22 protein-coding genes are annotated in these 25,459 nt (G+C 39.1%); 12 read left to right on the top strand and 10 right to left on the bottom strand.

Annotation, left to right across the window (positions count from 1 at the left end; translation table 11 throughout):
• Nucleotides 1-115: 115 nt before the first annotated feature.
• Nucleotides 116-1,390: a sugar MFS transporter gene (locus PARC_RS07190; RefSeq protein ID WP_010552530.1), complete on the top strand. Its 1,275-nt coding sequence runs from the start codon at nucleotides 116-118 to the stop codon at nucleotides 1,388-1,390.
• Nucleotides 1,390-3,942, top strand: coding sequence for a glycoside hydrolase family 3 protein (locus tag PARC_RS07195; RefSeq protein ID WP_010552531.1), 2,553 nt, complete (start codon nucleotides 1,390-1,392; stop codon nucleotides 3,940-3,942). Before PARC_RS07190 ends, PARC_RS07195 begins: the two co-directional genes overlap by 1 nt.
• A gap of 189 nt (nucleotides 3,943-4,131) precedes the next feature.
• Here the strand turns inward: PARC_RS07195 and PARC_RS07200 are convergent, their stop codons facing one another.
• Together PARC_RS07200 and PARC_RS07205 are read right to left on the bottom strand one after the other, a co-directional pair.
• Nucleotides 4,132-5,085, bottom strand: coding sequence for a GGDEF domain-containing protein (locus PARC_RS07200; RefSeq protein ID WP_010552532.1), 954 nt, complete (start codon nucleotides 5,083-5,085; stop codon nucleotides 4,132-4,134).
• A gap of 354 nt (nucleotides 5,086-5,439) precedes the next feature.
• On the bottom strand, nucleotides 5,440-6,330 hold the full coding sequence (locus tag PARC_RS07205; RefSeq protein WP_010552533.1) for a TIGR01777 family oxidoreductase: 891 nt from the start codon (nucleotides 6,328-6,330) through the stop codon (nucleotides 5,440-5,442).
• A 170-nt stretch (nucleotides 6,331-6,500) separates the two neighbouring features.
• Here PARC_RS07205 and PARC_RS07210 point away from each other — a divergent pair, with 170 nt between their 5' ends.
• A complete protein-coding gene (locus tag PARC_RS07210) occupies nucleotides 6,501-7,538 on the top strand; it encodes an AI-2E family transporter (protein WP_007585280.1) in 1,038 nt (345 codons plus the stop codon).
• Between the two features lie 69 nt (nucleotides 7,539-7,607).
• On the opposite strand, the gene PARC_RS07215 is transcribed toward PARC_RS07210, so the two are convergent.
• From PARC_RS07215 to PARC_RS07240, 6 genes are all read right to left on the bottom strand, one after another.
• On the bottom strand, nucleotides 7,608-8,687 hold the full coding sequence (locus PARC_RS07215; RefSeq protein ID WP_010552534.1) for a flavin monoamine oxidase family protein: 1,080 nt from the start codon (nucleotides 8,685-8,687) through the stop codon (nucleotides 7,608-7,610).
• Between the two features lie 286 nt (nucleotides 8,688-8,973).
• Complete coding sequence (locus tag PARC_RS07220) at nucleotides 8,974-9,384, bottom strand: hypothetical protein (RefSeq protein ID WP_007585278.1); 411 nt, start codon at nucleotides 9,382-9,384, stop codon at nucleotides 8,974-8,976.
• On the bottom strand, nucleotides 9,371-10,708 hold the full coding sequence (locus PARC_RS07225; RefSeq protein WP_010552535.1) for an ATP-binding protein: 1,338 nt from the start codon (nucleotides 10,706-10,708) through the stop codon (nucleotides 9,371-9,373). Before PARC_RS07225 ends, PARC_RS07220 begins: the two co-directional genes overlap by 14 nt.
• The gene (locus PARC_RS07230; RefSeq protein ID WP_007375447.1) at nucleotides 10,702-11,376 is read right to left on the bottom strand and encodes a response regulator transcription factor; all 675 of its coding nucleotides are present in this window, start codon (nucleotides 11,374-11,376) and stop codon (nucleotides 10,702-10,704) included. The genes PARC_RS07225 and PARC_RS07230 overlap by 7 nt, the downstream gene beginning before the upstream one ends.
• Nucleotides 11,377-11,379: 3 nt before the next feature.
• Nucleotides 11,380-11,637, bottom strand: a complete 258-nt coding sequence (locus PARC_RS07235) for a PepSY domain-containing protein (RefSeq protein ID WP_002959808.1) — start codon at nucleotides 11,635-11,637, stop codon at nucleotides 11,380-11,382.
• 162 nt (nucleotides 11,638-11,799) lie between these two features.
• Nucleotides 11,800-12,102, bottom strand: coding sequence for a YciI family protein (locus tag PARC_RS07240; protein WP_010552536.1), 303 nt, complete (start codon nucleotides 12,100-12,102; stop codon nucleotides 11,800-11,802).
• A gap of 189 nt (nucleotides 12,103-12,291) precedes the next feature.
• Here PARC_RS07240 and PARC_RS07245 point away from each other — a divergent pair, with 189 nt between their 5' ends.
• Nucleotides 12,292-13,716, top strand: coding sequence for a sodium-dependent transporter (locus tag PARC_RS07245; RefSeq protein WP_010552537.1), 1,425 nt, complete (start codon nucleotides 12,292-12,294; stop codon nucleotides 13,714-13,716).
• Nucleotides 13,717-13,992: 276 nt separating this feature from the next.
• Nucleotides 13,993-14,445, top strand: a complete 453-nt coding sequence (locus PARC_RS07250) for a lysozyme inhibitor LprI family protein (protein WP_010552538.1) — start codon at nucleotides 13,993-13,995, stop codon at nucleotides 14,443-14,445.
• Nucleotides 14,446-14,498: 53 nt separating this feature from the next.
• On the opposite strand, the gene moeA is transcribed toward PARC_RS07250, so the two are convergent.
• Entirely contained in the window at nucleotides 14,499-15,716 is a 1,218-nt protein-coding gene (moeA, locus tag PARC_RS07255; protein WP_010552539.1) for a molybdopterin molybdotransferase MoeA, read from the bottom strand.
• A gap of 45 nt (nucleotides 15,717-15,761) precedes the next feature.
• Here moeA and modA point away from each other — a divergent pair, with 45 nt between their 5' ends.
• From modA to PARC_RS07270, 3 genes are read left to right on the top strand one after another with little or no spacing between them, the layout of a single operon-like run.
• Nucleotides 15,762-16,514, top strand: coding sequence for a molybdate ABC transporter substrate-binding protein (gene modA / locus PARC_RS07260; protein WP_010552540.1), 753 nt, complete (start codon nucleotides 15,762-15,764; stop codon nucleotides 16,512-16,514).
• Nucleotides 16,501-17,178 carry a molybdate ABC transporter permease subunit gene (modB, locus tag PARC_RS07265; RefSeq protein WP_002959821.1) on the top strand — a complete coding sequence of 226 codons (678 nt, stop codon included), beginning with the start codon at nucleotides 16,501-16,503 and terminating at the stop codon, nucleotides 17,176-17,178. Before modA ends, modB begins: the two co-directional genes overlap by 14 nt.
• A 1-nt stretch (nucleotide 17,179) precedes the next feature.
• A complete protein-coding gene (locus tag PARC_RS07270) occupies nucleotides 17,180-18,208 on the top strand; it encodes an ATP-binding cassette domain-containing protein (RefSeq protein ID WP_010552541.1) in 1,029 nt (342 codons plus the stop codon).
• Here the strand turns inward: PARC_RS07270 and moeB are convergent, their stop codons facing one another.
• Complete coding sequence (gene moeB, locus PARC_RS07275; protein ID WP_010552542.1) at nucleotides 18,209-18,967, bottom strand: molybdopterin-synthase adenylyltransferase MoeB; 759 nt, start codon at nucleotides 18,965-18,967, stop codon at nucleotides 18,209-18,211. It lies immediately after the preceding gene.
• 288 nt (nucleotides 18,968-19,255) lie between these two features.
• On the opposite strand from moeB, the gene PARC_RS07280 reads away from it, so the two are divergent.
• The 4 genes from PARC_RS07280 (at nucleotide 19,256) to PARC_RS07295 (ending at nucleotide 25,450) form a co-directional block, all read left to right on the top strand.
• Entirely contained in the window at nucleotides 19,256-20,725 is a 1,470-nt protein-coding gene (locus PARC_RS07280) for a NarK family nitrate/nitrite MFS transporter (protein ID WP_010552543.1), read from the top strand.
• A 13-nt stretch (nucleotides 20,726-20,738) separates the two neighbouring features.
• The gene (locus PARC_RS07285) at nucleotides 20,739-22,496 is read left to right on the top strand and encodes a bifunctional protein-serine/threonine kinase/phosphatase (protein ID WP_010552544.1); all 1,758 of its coding nucleotides are present in this window, start codon (nucleotides 20,739-20,741) and stop codon (nucleotides 22,494-22,496) included.
• 9 nt (nucleotides 22,497-22,505) lie between these two features.
• Entirely contained in the window at nucleotides 22,506-23,699 is a 1,194-nt protein-coding gene (locus PARC_RS07290) for an alginate export family protein (RefSeq protein WP_010552545.1), read from the top strand.
• A 227-nt stretch (nucleotides 23,700-23,926) separates the two neighbouring features.
• The gene (locus PARC_RS07295; protein ID WP_010552546.1) at nucleotides 23,927-25,450 is read left to right on the top strand and encodes an FAD-dependent oxidoreductase; all 1,524 of its coding nucleotides are present in this window, start codon (nucleotides 23,927-23,929) and stop codon (nucleotides 25,448-25,450) included.
• Nucleotides 25,451-25,459 lie beyond the last annotated feature (9 nt).

The following is a 25,459-nucleotide window of genomic DNA, read 5'->3' on the forward strand; positions in this document are numbered from 1 at the left end:
TTTTTAGATTAATGTTAATTAATCTTCAGGTCAACTCTTAAATACTGCGCCTTAGCGGGGGTTGTATTAATTACTTACTGAAGGTCAATTTATAATAATAAATTGCGGAGAGCACATGGCTAGTTCAGCACCACTGACATCACACACACAGTCGCAAAACCACCAAGATAAAAACTATGGTTTTGCACTTACATCTTTAACTTCACTGTTTTTTATGTGGGGTTTTATTACTTGCTTAAATGATATTTTGATTCCGCATTTAAAAGCGGTTTTCGATTTAACGTATGTACAAGCAATGCTTGTGCAGTTTTGCTTTTTTGGCGCTTACTTTTTAATGTCACTCCCTAGTGGACACATAGTTAAAAAGCTTGGTTATAAAAAAGGAATCGTGGTTGGGCTTTTAATTGCGGCAGTAGGGTGTGTCTTATTTTACCCAGCAGCGTCTTTACATAGTTATCCTGTATTTTTATTCGCTTTATTTGTACTTGCCAGTGGCATAACGTTATTACAAGTATCTGCAAATCCTTATGTAAGTTTGTTGGGTTCAGCAAAAACAGCGTCGTCTCGTTTAACGCTTACTCAAGCTTTTAACGCGTTAGGTACTACGGTTGCACCATCATTTGGTGCTCTGTTAATTCTGGACTCAGCGTCAGATGCCTTTTTAACACCGGCACAAAATGCAGAATCAGTACAACTTCCTTACCTCCTTTTAGCTGCAATGCTTATTTTACTAGCCGGTATTTTTGCTTGGCTTAAATTACCAGACATTATGAGCGAGCAAAAAGAAGCGGCTAAAAACTCAGAAAAAATTGAAGGCAGTGCATGGCAATACCGTCACCTAACATTAGGTGCTGTGGGTATATTTATGTATGTTGGCGCAGAAGTGGCAATTGGTAGCTTTTTAGTAAGCTTTTTAGCGCAAGAACATATTGCAGGACTAAAAGAGCATGCTGCAGCTCATTACATCACTTATTATTTTGGTGGTGCTATGGTTGGGCGTTTTATTGGTGCTGCTGTAATGCAAAAATTACCCGCTGGGAAAGTACTTGGCTTCAATGCAACCATGGCTATTATTTTAGTCGTTATTGCCATGAGCACGTCGGGTCAATTAGCAATGTGGTCAATACTATTGGTTGGTTTATTCAATTCTATTATGTTCCCCACTATTTTTAGTTTAGCGTTAAATGGGCTTGGTAAGCATACAGCTCAAGGCTCTGGTATTTTGTGTTTGGCGATTGTGGGTGGTGCAATAGTGCCACTTTTACAAGGTGCACTTGCTGATAGTGTGGGTGTTCAACTTTCGTATGTTTTACCTATTTTATGTTACATATTTATCGTGTTCTATGGTTTAAGCGGTAGTAAACCAGTTCAAGCGCAGGAGACTCTATAATGAAAACCCCTTTTACACTTAATAAAATAGCCTTAGCAACATTAATTGCATCAGTAGGTACTTTATCGGCTTGTTCAAACGACGCAGTAACATCGGTTGAAAGTAATGAAACGTTATCTAAAACAGCGCAAATTTGGCCAAAACTTAATATTGCTGTTAAAAAAGACGCCGATATTGAAGCTAAAATAGTTAACTATTTAAAAGCCATGACACTTGAGCAAAAGGTTGCTCAAATGATTCAGCCAGAAATTCGTGATATTACCGTTGAAGACATGCGTAAATATGGCTTCGGTTCATACCTTAATGGCGGTGGTGCATTCCCTAATGGCGACAAACATGCAACACCAATGGACTGGGTGGCCTTAGCAGAGAGCTTTTATCAAGCTTCTGTTGATGACTCACTTGATGGCAGTAGTATCCCAACTATGTGGGGCACCGATGCAGTACATGGTCATAATAACGTAATTGGCGCGACGCTTTTTCCACATAACATTGGTTTAGGCGCGGCGAATAATCCTGATTTAATCGAGCAAATAGCATCGATTACTGCAGTAGAGGTAATGGCTACGGGTATTGATTGGGTATTTGCACCCACAGTTGCCGTAGTGCGCGACGATCGATGGGGCAGAACGTACGAAGGCTACTCTGAAGATCCAAAGATTGTTCACGATTACTCAGCAGCGATTGTAAATGGATTGCAAGGTAAAGCCGATGGCGACTTTTTAAGTGATAAGCGTGTTATTAGCACGGTTAAGCACTTTATTGGCGATGGCGGCACCGTTGATGGGGATGATCAGGGAAATAATATAGATAGCGAACAGTCGCTATTTGATATTCATGCCCAAGGTTATGTAGGTGGTTTGTCTGCGGGTAGCCAATCGGTTATGGCGTCTTTTAATAGCTGGAATGGCGTTAAAAATCACGGCAATAAATACTTACTTACAGATGTATTAAAAACACGTATGGGTTTTGATGGCTTTGTAGTGGGTGATTGGAATGGTCATGGGCAAATTAAAGGCTGTACTAACGAAAGCTGTGCACAAGCCGTTAATGCAGGCCTCGATATATTTATGGTGCCAACAGGTGCCTGGAAGCCACTTTATAACAATACAATTGCGCAAGTTAAGTCAGGCGAAATTAGTATGTCGCGTATTGATGATGCAGTGAGCAGAATATTACGCGTAAAACTTCGCGCTGGTTTATTTGATAAACCAAGTCCGGCTAAGCGTCTTTACTCGGGTAAAACAGAACTTATTGGCGCGCAAGAGCATCGCGAAGTCGCACGCCAAGCTGTGCGCGAATCGCTTGTATTACTCAAAAATAAAAATAACCTATTACCTATCGCAGCTAATCAACGCGTACTTGTTGCAGGTGATGGTGCTGATAATATAGGTAAACAGTCGGGTGGTTGGAGTATTACGTGGCAGGGGACTAATAATAAAAATGCTGATTTTCCTGGTGCTACTTCGATATATAAAGGGCTTGAAGAACAAATATCTGCAGCAGGTGGAAGTGTTACTTTAAGTGCTGATGGTACGTTTGATCAACGTCCTGATGTTGCCATTGTTGTATTTGGTGAAGAACCTTACGCAGAAGGGCACGGCGATAAAGATAACCTTGAGTTTGAACGCGGAAATAAAAAGTCATTAGCACTTTTAAACTCGCTAAAAGAGCAAGGTATTCCTGTTGTATCGGTGTTTATATCAGGTCGACCTATGTGGGTGAACAGTGAACTTAACGCATCTGACGCGTTTGTAGCTGCATGGTTGCCAGGTACAGAAGGCGCAGGTATTGCTGATGTTTTATTAAAAGCGGCAGACGGCACCATTCAAAATAACTTTAAAGGTAAATTATCGTTTTCTTGGCCTAAATCAGCGGTACAAACTGCGGTTAATAAAGGCGATGAAAATTACGACCCATTACTTCCTTATGGTTTTGGTTTAACGTACGGCGATAAAAACGTGCTAGCTGACGACCTTGATGAAGACTCTAAACTTGATAACTCAGGGCTTACGAGTATGGATATACTTGTTGGTGCACCTGTAGCGCCATGGCGCTTATTGTTAAAATCGGGCGATGAGCTTTTAGATGTATCGAGTAGTACACATGAATTTGGTGCAATTAAATACCGAACTGAGGACAAAATAGTACAAGAAGACGCGCGCCAATTTAACTTTAGCGGTGCAGAAAAAGCCAGTGCTGAAATAGTAACAAGCTTTGCAGAAGATACCATTGCTTACGTTGAAGCCGATAGTGTGATTAGCTTTGATATTAAATTAAACGAAGCACTAACGAGCGATATAGCACTTGCTATGACTTGCTCGGGTGAATGTGGTGCAAGCATTGATTTAGCAAACGTAGTGGATAAAACCATTGAGAATAAATGGCAGTCAGTATCAATCGATTTAGGTTGTTTTGCTGATAAGGCTGTTAATTTTGCAAACCTAACAAGCCCATTTAGCTTACGCAGCAATGGTAAAGCGTCAATTTCTGTGGCTAATATTCAGTTTGTGCCAAATAAGGCAGGCGAAGCTACACTGTCTTGTAAGTAGTTTATTAACTCTATTGTGTGTATACCAAAGCCCTTCGAATGAAGGGCTTTTTTTATGTAGAGGATTAATACTAACCTGCATAAATACTTGAGCTAATTGATATAACTAAATAGGAGCAAGTCGCTATAAATACAAAGAGTTACCACGTTTTTATAGGAGGAACCTTTTTTATAATAGCTTGTAAAATAATTAGCACTGCATTAAGAGGTTTTTTTCGTCAAAGCTAACTACTTTATCTCTGCCGGTTTCTTTAGCAAGATAAAGGCGTTTATCAGCCAATGACAGTAAGTCTTTTACACTCATTTTACCATTTACAGAGTGACTCACTCCCGCGCTCACAGATAGTTTTATATGCGCGTTTTGATAATAAAACGGATGCTTAGAAATATTTTCACGTAAGTGCTCTGCATATTCTTTAGCTGCTCGTAGGGAATAGTCTGGTAGTAATATTGCAAATTCTTCACCGCCTATTCTGGCGCAAATACCCTCATCAATAAATTGCTCTTTTATGTGCTGCGCAATCCATTTAATTGCTTGATCGCCCGTGTCGTGGCCGTACTTATCGTTTACATGCTTAAAAAAGTCGATATCTAAAATAATTATAGATACATTTATATCATTGTTATTAGGCTGTTTAAGGACTGCTTTGGCGTTGTTAAAAAAACCTCTGCGATTAAATAACTGTGTAAGAGAGTCGGTATTGGCAAGGTTCGATAGCGTGTATTCACTATTAGAAAATAACAAAAATGGCAGTATAAGAGCACTCAGTGTGGCTAATAGTAAATGACTAATAAGCACAATTTGCAAAGGGGTTGCTACATCTTGAATACTCGAACTAAGTACCGGTATTGATAGAAATATAGCATTTAAAAACATAACTCCACTGTGCACTAAAAAGCAGGTAATTAACGCCTTTTTCTGGGCTTTAGCAACAAAGCTCATGCTTTTGATTAAATACGCTGTGTAAATAAATAATCCGGCAATTACTAAACTCGTTAGCATTTTTGCTGCACCGAGAGGATAAATTGCCAATAACAATAAGCTAGAAAAACCAAATATGCAGTAAAGAGGCATTAAGCTAATATTTTGTACGTTTTTGTATTTATATAGTCCAACAATAATTAAAAGTGGGCTAGTAATCATTGAAACACTAGCTAAATAGTGGGTTATTAAAGGAAAGTCTATGAATAAGCGCAAACATGCTAGTATTTCGGCTAATGCGAATGTGGCACAGGCTAAACCAAATAATAAAAAAGATGTTTGTTTTTTATATTTATAAATTGATAGAAAAAATAAGCTTATGAATAAGTTAAGGATAAAAGAGAAGAAGATCACAGTAGGCAAATGAAACATGATTTATTCTCTTTATTATAAAATGATGAAATATATATTTAACTAACTGTTGTAATTATTATGTATTAATAAGAAAAGGTCAATTCAGTTAAAAGGATTGCTTTTTCAATTTTTATATTTTACCTCAAGAATTATTAACGCCCGCTAAACCAAACTCTCTAAAGCTGATTTAATATCAGGATGATGAAAACGATAATTATGAACGAGCGCCTTTTTAGGGACTACAAATTGTCCCGTTGTTAGTAAGTCTGACATTTCACCCATTAATAGTTTAAGTACTGCAGTGGGCATAGTGATAAATGCAGGTCGCGATAACGCCTCGCCTAAGCTTTTACCAAATTGAGCATTGCTTACAGGATTTGGCGCAGTTGCGTTAACAGGGCCAGATATTTCTGGATGCTTAATAATAAAGAGTATTAGCTGAATCATATCGTCGATGTGTATCCACGACATTCCTTGCTCGCCATTACCAATTGGGCCGCCTAAACACAATTTAAAGGCAGGGAGCATTTTACTTAATGCTCCACCTTTTTTAGCTAAAACAATACCCGTGCGCAAAAGGCACACTCTGGTGTGTTCTGATTGCGCGAGTAGCGCTGCATTTTCCCAGTCTTTACAAAGCTGGTGGCTAAATTCGTCGTGTGGGTTTTCAAAAGTTTCATCAATAGGGTTACTATTTTGTCGACCATAGAACCCAACGGCGCTTCCAGATATATAAGTATGCGGGGCAGTGCTACAAGCTTTAATAGCTTCACTAATTTGTTGTGTAACACCAATACGGCTGTCGCGTATTATTTGCTTTTGTTTGTCGCTCCAGCGTTTATTTACAATAGGTTCGCCAGCTAGATTAATAACAATATCAACAGTGTTAAAATCTACTGCATTGACATTGCTTACGGCTTTAACTTTATGGCCTAATAATACGTTTGCTTTAGTCGGATTTCGGCTAAGCACAGTAACAGTATTATGATGAAGTAAAAAAGGGCATAAGTGCTTACCAATTAATCCCGTCGCGCCAGTAACAAATATATGCATTATTAATCCTTACAATAAAATAGTAGCAAGTGATTAAAAAACATACTCGCTAGCAAACAGCTTTGCAAATTTATACGTAAAACAGGCTTTTATGATCACTTCGTAATTATTTCATTTAATTACCTTTTGCCTTACACTAAAGCCATATCATTAATAAAAGGATTAATAATTTGGCAAGTTTAACTGGAGTAAATAAAAGCTTAATAGTTTTTGCTTCCTTAGTGGTCGTACTCGCGGGGATAAAAGCGGCAAGTGTAATTATTATTCCGTTTATTTTGGCGGCGTTTATTGCCATTATTTGTAATCCGCTTATCAAGTTTTTTGCGCGCTACCGAATTCCTAAAGGCATTGCTGTTATGTTGGTAGTGCTTATCATAGTTGGCTTAGGTGTAAGCCTTGGCGGGCTTGTAGGGCAATCAATAAACGATTTTTCGCAGCAACTTCCTGAGTATAAAACACAACTCAAAGAAGAATTTGTATGGCTTGTAGATTTAGCATCTCAATACAACATACTGATTAATAAAGAACAGTTAATCAATATGTTCGACCCAGGTAAAATGGTTGATGTAGCCACTAATATGCTCACCGGTTTAGGTGGCGTAATGGCAAACATGTTTTTAATTATTTTAACCGTTGTTTTTATGTTGTTTGAAGGGCCAATGCTGAGCAAAAAAATACACATGGCACTTGAAGATCCCGATAGCAAAATGAAGCAAATTGACCGCTTTTTAGAGTCTATTAATTCATATCTGGCAATTAAAACGCTAGTAAGTTTAGGTACGGGTATTATTGCTGCGTTTTACTTATGGATTTTAGACGTTGACTACTTTGTGCTGTGGGGGGTATTGGCATTTATGTTCAATTACATTCCTAATATTGGGTCAATTATTGCGGCTGTACCGGCTGTATTACTTGCGCTTATTACTCAAGGTCCGTTAATTGCGGGATTGGTTGCTGCAGGTTATTTAACAATAAATACGGTGATGGGCAATATTGTAGAGCCTAAGTTTTTGGGCAAAGGGCTGGGTCTTTCAACGCTAGTGGTATTTTTATCATTAATATTTTGGGGCTGGTTATTAGGTACTGTGGGTATGCTTTTATCTGTGCCCTTAACTATGATTGTAAAAATAGGCTTAGAAGCCAGTGCTGAAGGTAAGTGGGTTGCCACTCTACTAGGCAGTGGCGAAGACGTTGCTAAAAATAACTAACATCTATAACTATCAAGGGTTGTAAAATTAAAGCCCTTGATGGTTAAGTTATCAGTAAATACAGGGCTATTAATTAACAAACAATTTAATAGCGTCATCCACCGCGTTTATTGCGCCTTCTAAATATCCTGCTTCTTGTTTTGCAAACTCACTCGCTACAAAATGAATGTTCAAGTTATTTAATTGCTCATCTAAGCTTGAAAAATCAAATTCTGGGTGCTGCGAAGGTTGAGTTTGATCGTCTCTATTCGCTACAAACTTATCGTCTGCCCAGTCTTTAATAAAGTATCCCGTTGCCTTTTCAGCATCCTTACCATAAAAATAGCTAAGCTGCTGGGCACAGGCTTGAATTAATTGCTCTTTAGTTACTTGGTTTCTTGATAAGTACGGCACACCTATAAAGCCAAATAATGCGGCGTAATTGCCATCTTCAGCACTGGCATCGTGAATTTCGACCATTGGGCCTACGCGACTAAAGCATTGTCCTGATAAGTTTTTATCACGCCAAAATGCATGTTCAAAAGTAGCTATAAATTTGGCTTGTCCTGCCATCCATGTAGGTACACTACTAAGGCGGTTTATGAGCGTTGGAGTAGCCCATAGTTCAGGTGTTAAGTGTGTTGTAACCATACGAGCAGGAATAGCTGAAATTAGTTTTTCAGTAGTAAGGTGCTTTATATTACCTAAGTGATTAACCGTAATTTGCCAGTTATTATCACCTTTTTTAAGCTCAGTGACATTGTGTTCCAATAACACTGAATCAGGATTAAGTTGCTCGTATAAGGCAGTTATTAAGGTATTCATGCCGTGTTTAAGCCTAAATAACTGCATATCTCCAGCACCTGCAATTTGTTGAGGCTCCTTGGCGTTAGGTGCTTGATATAACACATCACCTTTGTTGTATTGCTCAAATATACTTAAGTGGAGTGACTTTACTAAAGCTTGGATTTTTGGTTGATGAGGAAATATCCACGTAGGACCCAAATCAAAACTAACATCGTTATTTATTGGTGATTGCGCAGCAAAAATTCGGCCGCCTAATTGCGATTTAGCTTCCAGTAATAAGTACTCAATATTAAGCAGTTGTAATTTATACGCACTGTATAAGCCGGCCAGTCCGCCACCTATAATTATTACTGGTTTAGTCATTTGTTTACCTATTAGCTATTTAGCAATCTACTAGTAGGTAGTTTGTTTTGATATGAATAAATTGTCAAGTAGGCTAAAGGGAACGAGTAGTGAAACGTAATACCAATCTGCTTATATACGAGGTCTATTTAACGTTAAGAAAATTACGCTAGAACTAGGCAAAAATTTTTGTATCTAGTTGTTCTAAATGAAAAATTTTTAACGACGTTATAGTGCAATTTAATTCGTTAAATTGATCAAAGATTTATGCAGGTTGGTATAACTAGTTTAGTGTGCTTAAGTTACGTTAAAATGGGTGTTTTAGTGATTCTGTAAATTGATTTATAAGCTCTATTTCACAGAGTTTATAGCTAATGGCTGCTGTTGTCGCATTAGGAAGTTTTATTAAGTAACGCCATTGGCAGGCACTCTCAAGGTACTTTTCGTTATTTTTAATGCTGCGCATAAACAACGGCAATACTTGCGTATTGCCTGTGCTTTCTTGTGATTTAGTTAGCTCATATTTGCGCTTTTGTATCCAACTGCCTTGTGCTTGCTTTGCTTTATCAATCTGGCTATCTAGGCATTGAATATACCGCTTAGCTTCATCGGTTGTTGCTTTAGCGGCTAAAGTACATGCTTCATCTGCAAAGCTGTACTGGCTTGTAGTTAATAGCACAATGGCAGTTAGTTTTAATAAATAGTTACTTTTTGTCATTGTAATTAAACTCTAAGATAAATTGAGCGCCGGCTAAGTTATCAGCATCGGTAATGGTAAGCGTCCCGTTATACGACTTAACTAAATCAGATACAATCGCCATGCCTACGCCGTGTCCGCTTTCGTATGTATCGAGGCGAGTACCACGTGTAAGTAAAGATTCACGTTTATCCTCTGGCACACCAGGGCCATCATCGCTAATTCCAATACACAGAGTTTTACTTTGGATTACTTGTATTTCTACTTGCGAGCGACACGCTTTACAGGCGTTATCAATCAAGTTACCGAGTAATTCCATTAAATCTGTTTGGTCACCTAAAAAGTAATCTTTTTCGGTTACGGTGCAGGTAAAAATAATATCTTTATCACGGTATACTTTTGCCATAGCACTGAGTATTGAATCGAGTACTGGCTTAATAGGTGTTTGCTTTTTCCACGTGTCTGATGCACCGGTTGCAGCACGCTTTAATTGGTGCTCGATCATCACATTAATTCGGTCGAGTTGTTCTTGTGCATCGGCATCGTTTGCCAATGGACTTGATTTAAGTACTGCAAGCGGTGTTTTAAGAGCATGAGCAAGGTCGCTTAATGAGGCTCTGTAGCGCTCTTTTTGGCGCTGTTGCGACTCAAGTAGCAAGTTTAGGTCTGCTTTTATTGTTTGCAGCTCTACAGGGTAGAGGCCTTTAATTTCTTGAATATCACCCGATTCAATCGCTTTTATTTCTTTATCGAGTCGTTGGAGTGGGCGAGCGCTCCAAATGAAACCAATCGCCATTAGGCCTGCAATTGCAATCCCCATGATAAACATCCAATCTACAAGGGTTTGCTTAAAGCCATCCATTATACGAAGTAGAGCGTCGTTACGTTTGACTAATATAAAGCGAGCTTGTTCTGATTGATCTATGTTGTTTAAAATTACAGTCAGGCTAAGTTGCCAGTACGCGGTATTATTATACTCCACACGCCTGAAGTCGGCGGCACCGGCTTTGGTTTCTATTTGTTGAGGTACATAGTTTAAATTTACAGCCGATTCTGAGTTCCAAACAGGGTCATCATCGCGGTAAATCATTGCGTAGGTGTCTGAATTTAATCTGTTTAACTCAGGCGCTAAAATAGTGCTGGGCATGATAATACCATGCTCAGTAAAGTCGACTTCAGATATTAGCGAGTAGAGCTGTGCCTCGAGGGTTTTTTCTGTCGCATCAACAAGTGAAGCGTAATACGCTTTGCCAATTGAATAAAATAAGATAGGGAGTGCGACTAATAAAACAAAGACAAGGATAAATCCTTGCCTTATTTTTAACGATATTTGCGGTATTACCACTGGCTTTTAAGCCTGTAACCACGCCCACGTAGTGTTTCTACTGGGTTTAGTACGCCTTCAGGGTCAAGCTTTTTACGCAAACGTAGTACAAATACTTCAATTACGTTTGAATCAAGGTCGAAATCTTGGTCGTAAATATGCTCAGTAAGTTCTGATTTAGAAATTACTTTTTGCGGATTTACCATTAAGTATTCAAGTACTTTATATTCGTAAGCTGTAAGGCTAAGTTCTTTATCATCAACCCATACTTGTTGTGAACGTGTATGAATTTTAATTGGACCCGCAGTCATTTCTGGATTTGCTTTACCAGCACTGCGACGAATTAATGCATTACAACGTGCAATAAGTTCTTCAACATGAAATGGTTTAGTAAGGTAGTCATCTGCACCTGCATCCAAACCTTCTACTTTATCCTGCCAGCGATCGCGCGCTGTTAAGATTAAAATAGGGATAGTAATGCCTTGTGCTCGTGCTTTATTGATTAGCTCAATACCGTCTATTTTAGGTAAACCTAAATCAACTACGGCCATATCAAGCGGGTATTCTGTAATGTGGAAAAGACCTGCTTCACCATCGTGACATAAATCCACGCTGTAACGTTCTTTTTCTAAAGCATTACGTAGGTTATCTGCTAAATGTAAATCGTCTTCAATAACTAAAATTCGCATTTGTTAATCCTTTTTCACTTCGCCGGTTTTTTTATTTATATGTAAATCAACGACGTGGCCGTCAGATTTGAGTATTCGTACGGTATAAAAATCTGTTTTTTCGGTAATTTTTAAGGTCTTACCGCCTATTGTTTTCTTTGCAAGTATTACGGCTTTCTTTTTGTCCACCTCAGCATGAGATGCTTGGGTGGCCGTCGCTGCTTGAGCAAAGTTAGCTAAGCTAACACAAGCAATAAAACCGAGGCTTAATAATACGCGCATAATGGAAAACTCCTAGACCAGACCCACTTAGTTTAATTAACTAAGTTACTAAAATTCAAGTAAAAACGCTAAATTCGCTTTTATCCCAGTAATTTTAATTAAAATCTTGTGAACAAACCCTGAATTACAGTGCAACACACGCTCTTAGGGTTTAATACACTTTTAAGCAGGGAACACTTTTTTGAAAGGTTTAACAATTGTATTTTCATAGATGCCAGCGGCAACGTAAGGGTCAGCTGCTGCCCACTCTCGAGCTGCTTCTATTGACTCAAACTCAGCAACAACTAATGAACCGGTAAAACCTGCTTCTTGAGGATCTTCACTATCGACTGCCGGAAATGGACCCGCAGTTAATAAACGGTTTTGTGAATCAAGCTCACTAAGGCGTGCTAAATGTGCCGGGCGTGCTGCTTTTCTAAGCTCTAAGCTGTTTTCAACGTCTGTTGAGTGAATCATGTACAACATAAGGAATCTCATAAAAATTGTTAAATTTGATTAACGCAATACTACCACAGCGTTGAAAATTGGTGAATTAAAAGCGTATTTACACAGGTTTACACTTCGATTTTATTTTTAAGCTGTAATTGCTTGAAAATCTCTGTGTAACACTGGTAGAGTCGCTGAAATATACAAAATAATAAAAAGGTTTTATGCATGAGCGAAAATAGAGAACGATTTAGTTCCCGTCTCGGATTCATAATGGCAGCGGCAGGTTCGGCTGTTGGTATTGGTAATTTAGTTGGTTTTCCGGTTTCTGCTACCAAAAATGGTGGTGGCGCATTCTTATTAATTTACGCCTTATTTGTCGTGTTCATTTGTTTACCAGTCATGATGGCTGAAATGGCAATGGGTCGTAACGCTCAAAAAGATCCACTTGGTTCGTACAAGCTATTATCTAATAACGATAAAAAATGGAAGCTAGCAGGTTTTTTAGCGGTGCTTACACCATTTATGATTGCTGTGTTTTATATGGTAATTACGGTTTGGATTTTTGGTTACTTAACGCAAACAGGCCTCGGTAATTTAGATTTACTTGCAGATCCTGGCCACTTTGGTGTTTTTATTAATAGTTACACTGTGTTTGGTTATATGGCCGTTGTGGTTATTATTGTTAACTTAATTTTGTTAGGGGGTGTTAAACAAGGCATAGAAAAAGCCGCTAAATTTTTAATGCCAGCCTTACTTTTCATGCTACTTGCCTTAGTTACTTATGTATTAACGCTTGATAACGCAATGGCCGGTGTTAAATACTACATTATTCCTGATTTTTCTAAGATGAGTGCAAGTGTACTTAATGGCGCATTAAGCCAAGCGTTTTTCTCGCTATCGCTGGGTATGGGTATATTAATGACTTACGCGTCGTACATTTCTAAAAAGGATGACATTGTAAGTAGCGCTAAAATGGTCGCTATTACAGACTCACTCGTTGCGTTTGTAGCGGGCCTAATGGTGTTGCCCGCTATATTTAGCTTTGATCCAAACACAGACCCATCAGCACTTTCTGACTCGTCTGTATCAATGATTTTTGTATACCTACCTAAAATATTATTAGCACTGCAAAATGATATTGGTTATGTAGGTGCATCTATTGTTGCGTTCTCATTTTTCTTATTAGTATTTTTTGCAGCGATTACTTCACTTGTTTCAATAGTAGAAGTACCGACAGCAACACTAAGTGACCGTAAAGGTATTAGCCGTAAAAAAGCATTGGGCATCCTTACACTTTCAACCGGTGTACTTACTATTTTATGTACAATGTCGTTTGGTATGATTGACAGCCTTACTTCGTTCACCAGTTATGGCGGCGTTAATAAGAGCTTTTTTGATATTATTGTTGATGTATTTTACGACACAATTTTACCGCTTAACGGCTTAATGGTGTGTTTGTTTGTAATGTACCGCTGGAAAAAAGCACGCTTAACACAAGAGCTAAGCTTAGGTTCGCCTAATTATGCGGGAAGCTTGATGGAAAAGTACGTTAACTTTTCACTTTCAACGTTTATTCCTGTCATTCTAGCTGTGATATTTATAAATACAGTGGCGACTAAGTTTTTTGATTTAAAAATATTTGGTTTTTAAATAGACCTCTTTAAAAGCTTATTGAATAATAAAATGCCGCTCAGCTAAGCTCAGCGGCATTTTTTATAGGCGTTTTTTTACAGGTATCTGGTCTAACTATTATACCAACCTGCATAAATCTTTGATCAATTTAACGAATTAAATTGCACTATAACGTCGTTAAAAATTTTTTATTTAGAACAACTAGATACAAAAGTTTTTGCCTAGTTCTAGCGTAATTTTCTTAACGTTAAATAGACCCCATATATAAGCAGATTGGTATTAAAGATATTTAAAATGAATAAAATTATTATTGGGTTTGCTTTTGCTATTTCATCATTTGGCGCATTTGCACAAAGCGCTGATGGTTGGCCAGAAGGCGGTGCAATGCACACCGGCAATACTTATAATTTAGAGGGCAATAGATACAAAACTAAAATCAGTGAAATGATGGATGAAATTTACCCGCAACTAACTGATGATTACCAAGTTGATGCAGTTAAAGCACAAATAAAAGCATGGGAGCAGTATATAGATGCTACATGTAACGTTGTTGGCATAGCAACGGGTGCTGGTGGTTCTTGGCCCTCAACGTATAGTGTTAAATGCGAAAGAAGCCTAAGTTATGATAGATACTTTGCGACTAAAAATGCGCTAAAGTGTGTTAATAGATTAAGCAAAGAAGAGTTTGTAGGACATAGCGAAAAGTTAAATTGTTTAATTCAAACATTAAATATAAAAATATTTTAAGACCTACATAGCGCTACAGCTAAATTATACAGTTAGCTGTAGCATTTTAGGCTTTATAGCAACTCAATACTTACTGTTGCGCCTTTTTCGATATTGCCGCTTTGTGCTGGCACTACAATTAAGCAGTTAGCTTTACTAAGCGACGAAAGTACACCCGAGCCCTGTTTATTAAACGGGGCAACCACCAAGTCACCTTGCTCGTTAATTGTTGCTGTACCGCGTTGAAAGTCAGCTCTGCCAGGGCGCTTTTTAATAACGGATGTAGTAACCGCGTTAAAACGCATTTTAGGGTTTACTTCACCAAGACCCGACAGCTTTTGCAGTGCCGGCTCTACTAACTGATTAAACGTAACAGCAGCCGACACAGGGTTACCTGGCAAGCCAAAAAAGTAACTGTTACTTAGTTTACCAAAGGCAAAAGGTTTGCCTGGTTTCATGGCTATTTTCCAAAAGTGAATTTCGCCAATTTCGTTGAGCACTTCTTTAGTAAAGTCGGCTTCACCAACCGATACACCGCCTGAGCTTATTACGGCATCGGCAAGTTCGTTCGCTTTCAAAAATGCATTAGTAATGAGTTCTTTGTCATCAGGAATAATTCCTAAATCAATCACGTCTATATTTTTTTGTTGCAGCGCACTAATAATAACAGCGCGGTTGCTTTCAAAAATAGCGCCTTGCTTAAGAGGCTGACCAGGTTCAATTAGCTCATCGCCAGTAGAAAGTACGGCTATTTTTAAGGTTCTTACCACGTCTATATTGGCAATCCCTAAAGATGCAAGTAATCCCACATCAACGGCTTTTAATTTATCGCCTGCTTTTAAAATAACATCGTCGATTGCAATATCTTCGCCAGCAAAACGCACGTTTTCGTTTAGTTCTGGTTGCGCAGTAAACGTAATTTTATCGCCATCAACCGAGGCGTTTTCTTGCATTACAACGCCGTTAGCGCCAGGTGCAATGGCAGCGCCGGTCATTATTCTTACGCATTGCCCTGGGGTAAGCGTTTCTTCAAAAACTTGACCCGCAAACACGCTACCTACTTGTGTATAGGTTAAGCTTTTATCTGAAATACATAGCGCATAGCCATCCATTGCGGAGTTGTTATGAGCTGGTACGTTTATAGTTGATTTAACATCGCTTGCTAAAACGCGATCAACGCTTTGCATTATAGTGATGGTTTCAACGTCTTTAACTGGCGTTATTGAGCCAAGTATATTTTGTATTGCAGTTTCAATTGGCAATAAACCGGGTGCATTGCAAACATCGTTCATATATATTGCTTACTTAAATCATTTTATTTTGAAACAATACTTATAATGTCAAAGCTTTACAATACATGGTTGGGTTATTTTTTGCTTATAGCATGCACGCTTTCGTGCGGCGTAAACGCAAAAGAAACGCTGCAAGTAGCCGTAGCGAGTAATTTTAAAACTGTATTGCAAACCCTACTAAAAAGATCCCCATTACCTAATGTTGACGTGAAAATATCAGCTGCTTCTAGCGGTGTTTTATATTCGCAAATAGTGCATGGCGCGCCATTTGATGTGTTTTTATCGGCCGACGATTTTCGACCGCAATCACTTATTAAAGAAGGCTATGCCGAGCAAAGCAGTTTAATCACTTACGCGTTAGGCGAACTTGCTTTGTGGCAACCCAAAGCTGAAAAAGTAAATGATAAAGTAGCCATTGCTAATCCGCGCTTTTCACCATACGGGCGTGCCTCAGAGCACTACGCTAATAACCATTTTAAAAAGCCAGTAAATTATGTGTACGGTAATAACATTACGCATGCGTTTCAGTTTGTTGAAAGCGGTAATGTAGGAGTAGGGCTGGTGGCTGTTTCATCACTGAAGGCGGCTTACAGTAACACGCAAGATCAAAAATATTTAGATTACACCGTGCTGCCTACCAATCAATATCCCGATATAATTCAACAAGGCGTTATTATTAGCTCGACAAAAAAGCGTGCTAGCGCTAAGCAACTCATGCAATTTTTAATGACGCAGGCTACGCAGCAACAGTTAATTGAATTAGGTTACAGAATAAAGGACAACAATGCTTCAAAGTGATTTAACCGCGCTGTGGTTAACTATAAAACTTGCCTTTATAACCGCAGTGCTCCTTCTTGTTTTTTGTATTCCACTGGCTTACAAGCTTGCTGGCTATAACGGTAAATTTAAACCATTTTTAGAGGCATTAATTGCAATGCCTTTAGTGCTGCCGCCTACGTTGTTAGGGTTTTACTTACTTGTTTTGTTTTCGCCTGATCACGCTTTTGGGCAGTTTTGGTTTTGGCTAACGGGTACTCAGCTTGCGTTTAGTTTTCAGGGCGTGGTTATTGGCTCGCTTTTTTATTCGCTGCCTTTTGTAATGCAGCCGCTTGTGGCTGGGTTTAAGCATATTAATCAAACCTATAACGAAGCTGCCATTGCGCTTGGATTAAGCCCGTTTAAACGCTTTGTACATTTAATTATTCCGCTTTTAAAACCCAGTATTGGTAGCGCATTTGCTTTAGGTTTTGCGCATACATTGGGTGAGTTTGGTTTGGTATTAATGATTGGCGGTAATATTCAGGGGCAAACACAGGTGGTGTCTATTGCGCTTTACGACCATGTTGAATCGTTAAATTATACGGCGGCGCATCAGCTTTCACTTATTTTACTGGCTATTTCGTTTGCCTGTTTAGTGCTGTTATTTAAGTTTAATAAAAGCATTGTAGGGGTTAAGCAATAACATGATTAAGTTAAGCCTTTTTAAAGCACTCAATAATTTTGATTTAGATATAAACCTTGAGCTTGAGTCGTTTAATGTACTCGGTGTTTACGGGCCTTCTGGCTCGGGTAAGTCAACATTACTGCGTTGTATTAGCGGTTTAGAGTCAGCAAAAAATGTTTATGTAAACAATCAGCCAGTGCATGAGCTGCCAAGCGATAAACGCGGTATAACGCTTCAGTTACAATCGTGCCCGTTGTTTCCTCATTTAGATGTGGCAGGTAATTTAGCGTTTACACAAAAACACTGCGGGAATAAACAAACCAGCTTAACGCTAGAATACGTTGTTAAAACACTTGAATTACAAGACTTACTAAATCGTGATGTACAAAGCTTATCGGGAGGTGAGCGCCAGCGTGTAGTATTTGCGCGTACTTTGCTTGCAGGTCAAAAATTTATAATGCTTGATGAGCCTTTTAGCGCGCTTGATTGGTCATTGCGTTTTAAAACGCTTACTAAACTTAGCGAGTTTGCAGTTAAGTTTAATATTAAATTTATAATAGTAAGTCACTCATTAAAAGAGCTGCTATTTTGCTGCGATACCCTTATTCAGCTTGATAAAGGTAAGGTGATAAATCAAGGTGCAAGTGCACACGTTGCAAAAGCTATTTATGCAAACGATAGGCAAACACCGCTGAGCTTAATTAATTACGATGTGGTTAAATTTGATGAAGACTACGGGCTATATCAACTGCAATTACAGCAAAGTGAGCAGCCGCTTTTTGTGCTTCCTGCACTTGTAGATAGCAGTAATAAGCTAATTATAGAAAGTGAGCAAATGTCGTTTAGTGCGTTAAAGCCTGAGCAAACAACGCACAGTAATGTTTTAAAGTCGGTATTAACTCAGGCTGAGCTTATTAATAATAAATGGCAGTTAACGCTCAATGTAGATGGGCAAACATTGTATTGCTTGGCATCAAGACGAGTGTGGGACAAAAACGACTTTAAAGTGGGTGATGTGCTTTATACAACGATCAGTAATCTAGAATAACTAAATGCTGCACACCGCACATTGACTGTTTTTAGCTATTTTAAAACGATTAAACTCCATGCTTAAACCATCCACCAGCAATAAGTGCTCGCTTAAACCACTTGGCAAACCAGCAAGCATTTTTAGCGCCTCAGTAGCCTGAATACTGCCTATTAGCCCCACAATAGGAGAAAGCACACCAGATTCAGAGCAGCTTTGTGTTTGTTCACTAAAAAATTGCGATAAACAACCATAACAGTGGCTGTTTTCATCCATAGTAAAACACGCGACTTGTCCTTCCATACGTATTGCAGAGCCTGACACTAGCGGAACTTTAGCGTTAAAACAGGCGCTATTAAGTGCATTACGCGTTGCTAGGTTATCTGAGCAATCAATCACTATATCAATGTTATTAAATAATTGTTCTGTGGAGGTACTTGCATCAAAAAATGCCTCAATGGTGTTTATGTCTATTTCACTATTAAGCGCGTTAAGCTGTTTTTTAGCAGCACTGCATTTTGAGCTACCAATATCACTTTCTTTATACAGTATTTGCCTTTGCAGGTTGGTCACGTCTATTTCATCGTTATCAACTAAAGTAAGCGTCCCAACGCCAGATGCCGCTAGGTATTGAGCTACCGCACACCCAAGCCCACCCACACCAATAATTAAAGCATGCGATTGCCATAGTCGCTCTTGTCCGTCTATATCAAGCTGCGGCAGCATAATGTGCCGAGAATAGCGCAGTTGCTGCTGGTAAGTTAGCGGTGTTTTTTGCATTTTCAAAATCTCAACCTTTTTTTGAACAATACCAAGTTGTTAAATCCAAGAGCAAGTAGTAACGCTTTTTATTTGCACTCTAACAACCCAGAGCCCTTCACTCATATAGTGCAACTATAACGTATAAAAACAGATGCTGCATGTAACCACATGAAATTAATGGCTTTTAATTAGTGGCTCAGTAATTGCTATATCGGGTTAACTTAAATTTAACAAACATTGGGCTACTACTCATATAAAAGGGTGGGGCATTAATAAAACAATAATACGTTTACGAGGAAAATAAACATGCAACCGAGTTCTGGGTTTAACCTAATATCGTTTAGCGGAAAAATGAAAGTATTGCATCTGAGTTGGATGGTCTTTTTTGTGTCATTTTTTGTATGGTTTAACCATGCTCCTTTATTAGGTGCCATAGCGGGTTCACTTGGGATCACCATGGCACAAGTAAAAACATTACTAATTTTAAATGTAGCGTTAACTATTCCAGCGCGTGTTGTGGTGGGTATGCTAACCGATAAATTTGGTCCCCGTATTGTTTATGCGGCGCTACTTATTAGCTGTAGTATTCCATGTTTTATGTTTGCTATGGCAACCACATTTGAGCAAGCCGCAATAGCGCGTTTTGCTTTAGGCTTTATTGGTGCTGGCTTTGTTGTGGGCATTCGAATGGTGAGTGAATGGTTTCCTGCTAATGAGTTGGGTATAGCGGAAGGTATTTATGGCGGTTGGGGTAACTTTGGTTCAGCAGCAGCGGCTATGTTATTACCAATTATTGCACTTATGTTTGGTGGCGAAGATGGCTGGCGTTATGCAGTAGGTTTAACCGGTGTATTAAGCGTTATATTTGGTGTTATTTGGTATTTAAATGTAACCGATACGCCAAAAGGCGGTACATACTTTAAACCTAAAAAAGTAGGCGCAATGGAAGTTACCAGTAAAGGAGACTTTGTTTTACTGCTTATTATGAAAATCCCTATGTACGGCGCATTAGCATTACTTACTTGGAAGCTTTCACCAACTGGTGCTAACCTAATTTCGGCTAATTTTGTACTTGCTGTGTATGCTTTTTTAGTCCTACTTTATATTTACGAAGTGTATAAAACCTTTGACGTAAATGGTCATATTTTTAAAGAGCCTGTACCTGAGTCTCATCGTTATGAATTTAAGCAAGTAGCTGTTTTAAATATTTTATATTTTACAACCTTTGGTTCTGAGCTTGCGGTTGTCTCTATGTTACCGCTGTTTTTTATGGATGTATTTGCGCTTGATATGGTGTACGCGGGTATTTTAGCCTCTGCTTATGCATTTATGAACTTAGCATCTCGCCCTGGTGGCGGTTGGATTTCAGATAAATTAGGTCGCCGTATAACCCTTATTGTACTTACGATGGGTCTTGCTGTTGGTTATTTTGTAATGGGCTTGGTTGATGCATCGTGGCCTTTATGGCTTGCTGTAGTAGCTGCCATGGCATGTTCGTTCTTTGTGCAAGCAGGTGAGGGCGCTGTATTTGCCGCAGTACCGCTAATTAAACGTCGTTTAACTGGGCAAATTGCAGGTATGACAGGCGCATACGGTAATGTTGGTGCAGTAGTTTACTTAACGGCATTGTCACTTGTTGATTATCAAACCTTCTTTTTCATTATTGCGGGTAGTGCATTACTTGGTCTAGCTGCACTGTTTTTTATGAAAGAACCAGACGGACACATTACCGAAGTAAATGAAGACGGCACCGTTGAACTTATTTCAGTGACTTAAGGCATTATTGACTATGTTTGATGAAACACACCACGCTAAAGCGCTAAAAAATGAACTCAACGTTTCATTTGGCGGGCACAGTGCTAAAGGGTTAAAAGCAGAAAACCAAGATGCGTTTGCAGCTCTTAATACCAAAGCGCAAGAAAAAGAGTCCAAAGGCGTTATTGCCTGCTTAGCCGATGGGTGTTCATCAGCAAAAAATGCTAAACAAGCGTCTCAACTTTCGGTTACTCATTTTATAAATGAGTATTTAAATACCCCCGAAAGTTGGGCGGTTAAAAAGTCAGTGTCGAAGGTGTTAGCAAGTTTAAATCAGTGGCTTTATTCGCAATCGGTTAATTACAATCACCTTGGTCAGCGCCAAGCCGATTGGATGACCACTTTTACAGCACTTATTTTAAAGTCGGCAACGGGTTATATATTTCACTTAGGTGATACGCGTATTACCCGCTTGCGAGAAAATAAAATAGAGGCAATAACACGGGATCACAAAGTAAACGATACGCTAACGCGTGCACTTGGCGCACAACTTCATCAAGAAATAGATGTTTATGAAGTAGACCTTAAAGCAGACGATATTTATATATTAACCTGTGATGGCGTACACGATGTGCTCCCAAACAGCGATATAGCTAAATTAATTAATGAACACGTTAATTTAGATCACACTAATTTAGAAAATGCAGCTAAAGCAATTACCGAACTTGCATTAGCGCGAGGTAGTGACGACAACGTAAGTTGTTTGCTTGTAAAAGTAGAAAATATTGCCGAGCAAAAGTTAGATGAGCTTTATCATTCGCTAACACGACGAAAAATTCCACCTGCGCTTAATGTTGGACAAAAAATTGATGACTACACGGTTATTCGTAAATTGCATGCCAGTAGTCGCTCGCATATTTATTTAGTGCAACAAGCGCCCGATATACCGCCAGTGGTTTTAAAAGCACCTTCGGTTAATTTTGAAGACGATGTGCACTACCTTCAAGGCTTTATAAGAGAAGGTTGGGTAGGGCAACGTATAAACCATTTAAACGTGATGAAAGTACTGAGTACGCAATCGCAAAGTCGTTTTTTGTATCATATTTGTGAGTACATGGACGGGCAAACACTCAGTGATTGGAAGCACGACGTGCCGCACCCAGAAATAACTCAAGTACGCAGTATTATTGAACAAATAGTACATTCACTAAGGGCGTTTCAGCGACTCGATATGGTACATCGCGATTTAAAACTCGATAATGTAATGATAGATGCGCACGGAAAAGTAACGCTAATAGATTACGGCACAGTAAGTGTTGCAGCTATGGACGAGTCGGTTAAACAAATTGCGGATGATTGCCCACAAGGTACTGCCGACTACACCGCACCTGAAACACTTATTACTATGCACGCCGACTTTAAAAGTGATTTGTTTTCACTTGGCGTTATTGCATACGAGTTATTGTGCTCAAAATTGCCTTACAAACCACTGCCACTTAACCACGTAGCGCCAAAAGATTACAGCCATTGGCATTACACAAGTATTCGTAAATACAGAGCCGATATTCCGTTTTGGTTAGATCAAGCCCTTATGAAAGCGCTTGCCCCTAAACCAGAGCTCAGATACCAAGCTTTTTCTGAGTTTATAAACGATATCAACAAACCTAATCCTTATTTAGAAAGTACCGCTAATAAAAGTTCAATAATGAAACGCGATCCAGTTATGGTGTGGAAATGTATTTCGCTGTGTTTATTTATTGCTTTGGTATGTGTATTAATAATTAAAACGTAGAGAACCAAAATGCTTAACGATAAGAACAACTTACCTATTATTTTCATACTGGGTTGCTTCGCTGCGCCTTCAATAAGCCAAGCTTCGCAAACTGATCTTGATTTTAGACTGCGTTTTGAAAGCGTTGATCAAAACAATGCCTTAAAAGATGCAAGCGGCTTAACACTTAGAACCCGCTTAACGCATCAAACAGATGAGGTGAATGGTTTTTCAGCCCTTATTGAAGTAGAAGACACTCGCAGCCTATTGGGCGTAGATGATTACAACAATACGGTGGGGAAAAATACTAATTACTCTGTTATTGCCGACCCAGAAAACACTGAGATAGACCAAGGTTTTGTTAAATATGCCCGCGATGGTCTATCGCTAAAAGTAGGGCGCCAAGTAATAGCCCTTGATGGGCAGCGTTTTGTTGGGCACGTAGGTTGGCGCCAAGACAGGCAAACCTTTGATGCAGCAACCATTAATTACGCATTTAATAACATAGATTTACAATACAGTTATTTAAACAAGCGTAACCGCATATTTGCTGACGATAAAGATATTAAATCGTCCGATCATCTAATTAATGCAAGCTTTAAAACAGACTACGGTAAAGTGGTTTTATACAGTTACTTATTAAGTGACGATGCACTACAAGACGACAGTTTAGACACTTATGGCGTCTCTTTTAACGGTAATAAAACCCTAAACGACATAAAATTTTATTACAAAGCGGAGTATGCAACGCAGTCTGCGTCAACAAGCGTGAGTGATTTTGATGCCGATTACTATGCACTTGAAGGCGCTGTTGATTTAAATGGTTTGGGTATAAAAACAGTAACATTAAAAGTTGGCATAGAGTCACTTGGCTCTGATAATGGCGATTACGGGTTTGCAACACCACTTGCCACGTTACATAAATATAATGGTTGGGCAGATACGTTTTTAAATACACCCGCACAAGGCTTGGACGACACTTACATAAGCTTAAATGGTAAAGCGTTTGACGGAAAATGGCTGGTGGCTTATCACAGTTTTGATGCTAATGAGCAATCAAATGGGGTTGACGATTTGGGTACTGAACTAAACGTACAATACGTTAAACCTATTAATAAACAATACGCAGTGGGTGTTAAATACGCTGATTACTCAGCGGGCGATACCGCTGCTAATAAAGTCGATACTCAAAAATTGTGGGTATGGATGAGCGCTAAATTTTAATCCTCTTTATCTTCTAATATTCACTTGTAATTTATAGCGACACAAGATGGTGCAATTGCACCATCTTGTGGGGCTTTATGCTTTTCACCCCTGCACCAATTTAGGCAACTTGCTGATTTTAAATGCTTATATATTTGGCTTACATATTGCTATAACAATCCTATAACAAATCATTCGATTTCAATTTTAGTCAATTACTAAAGTAGATATCATTTTAAGGTGAGTAAATGCTAAGCAAGCAGCGTGTTGTAGTGGTAGGAAACGGAATGGTGGGGCACCATTTTGTGCAGCAGCTGGTTTCTCAAAATCAAGCTGATGAGCAATTTGAAATTACCGTACTTAGCGGTGAAGACCGTTTAGCGTATGACCGCGTGCAACTATCCTCTTTTTTTAAAGGCAAAACCGCAGACGACCTCGCACTTACATGCAATAAAACCTATGACGATTGGCAAGTACGCTTTCATACTCATTCTAAAGTGGTTGACATAAATCGTGATGCGCAAACTGTAACGACCGCTAAAGGGGAGTCGTTTGAATACGACAAGCTTGTGCTTGCTACAGGTTCATTTCCATTTGTACCTCCTATACCGGGTAAAGATCGTGAGCATTGCCTTGTTTATCGAACCATTAACGATTTACACGCAATAAAAAACTCAGCCCACGGTAGTAAAGTAGGCGTGGTAATTGGTGGCGGTTTACTGGGTCTTGAGGCTGCAAACGCATTAAAGCAATTGGGTTTACAGACTCACGTAATAGAATTTGCACCGCAACTTATGGGCGTACAAGTTGATGCGGGTGGCGGTCGGTTACTAAAAAACAAAATTACAGATTTGGGCGTTACTGTGCATACATCGGTAGCAACTGAGGAAATAGTAGAAGGTGAAAGTTGCCGTTATAAAATGTGTTTTAAAGGCGGCAAAACCCTTGAAACCGACATGATTGTATTTTCGGCGGGTATTCGCCCTTATGATAATTTAGCCCGCGAGTTTAATTTAGAGTTAGGTGAGCGCGGCGGTATTGTAATTAATAATTACTGCCAAACGAGCGATAAAAACATATACGCTATTGGCGAATGTGCACTATGGAATAACTTTATTTTTGGCTTAGTAGCACCAGGTTACGCCATGGCTAAAATAGCAGTTGGGCATATTTTACAAGATACGCAGCAAGGTACTTTGCAAAGTACTGGCTTAGACAATAAAGCCGATGAATTTAGTGGTGCCGATATGAGCACCAAGCTTAAATTAATGGGTGTTGAAGTAGGCTCTATTGGCGATGCACATGCACGCAGCGAAGGTGCAATAAGCTATTATTTTGAGGATCAACCCAATGGTATTTATAAAAAAATAGTCACCAATTCACAAAGTAATAAGCTGATTGGCGCGGTACTTGTTGGCGATACCAGTGATTACGATAATTTACTGCAATATCATTTAAACGACATTGAACTTACCACCGCACCCGAAGCGCTCATTATGCCCCTTGCCGGCGAAATAGCAGAGCTAAGCGCCGACGACTTGCCTGATGACGCCATTATTTGCGCTTGTCATAAAGTAACTAAACACACCATTGAACAAACAGTCGCTAAAGGCTTTATAGATTTGGCAGGTATGCAGCAAAGCACTAAAGCCAGTACAGGTTGTGGAGGTTGTGAAAAACTCGTTCAAAACGTAATAAACAGCGCACTCGCTAAAGCAAGTAACACTATTAACGTAGTTACCCTTAATGAGCCTGTAAAACAGCCCGCATAAATTAAAGCA

This window comes from Pseudoalteromonas arctica A 37-1-2, from assembly GCF_000238395.3.
GTDB lineage: Bacteria > Pseudomonadota > Gammaproteobacteria > Enterobacterales > Alteromonadaceae > Pseudoalteromonas > Pseudoalteromonas arctica.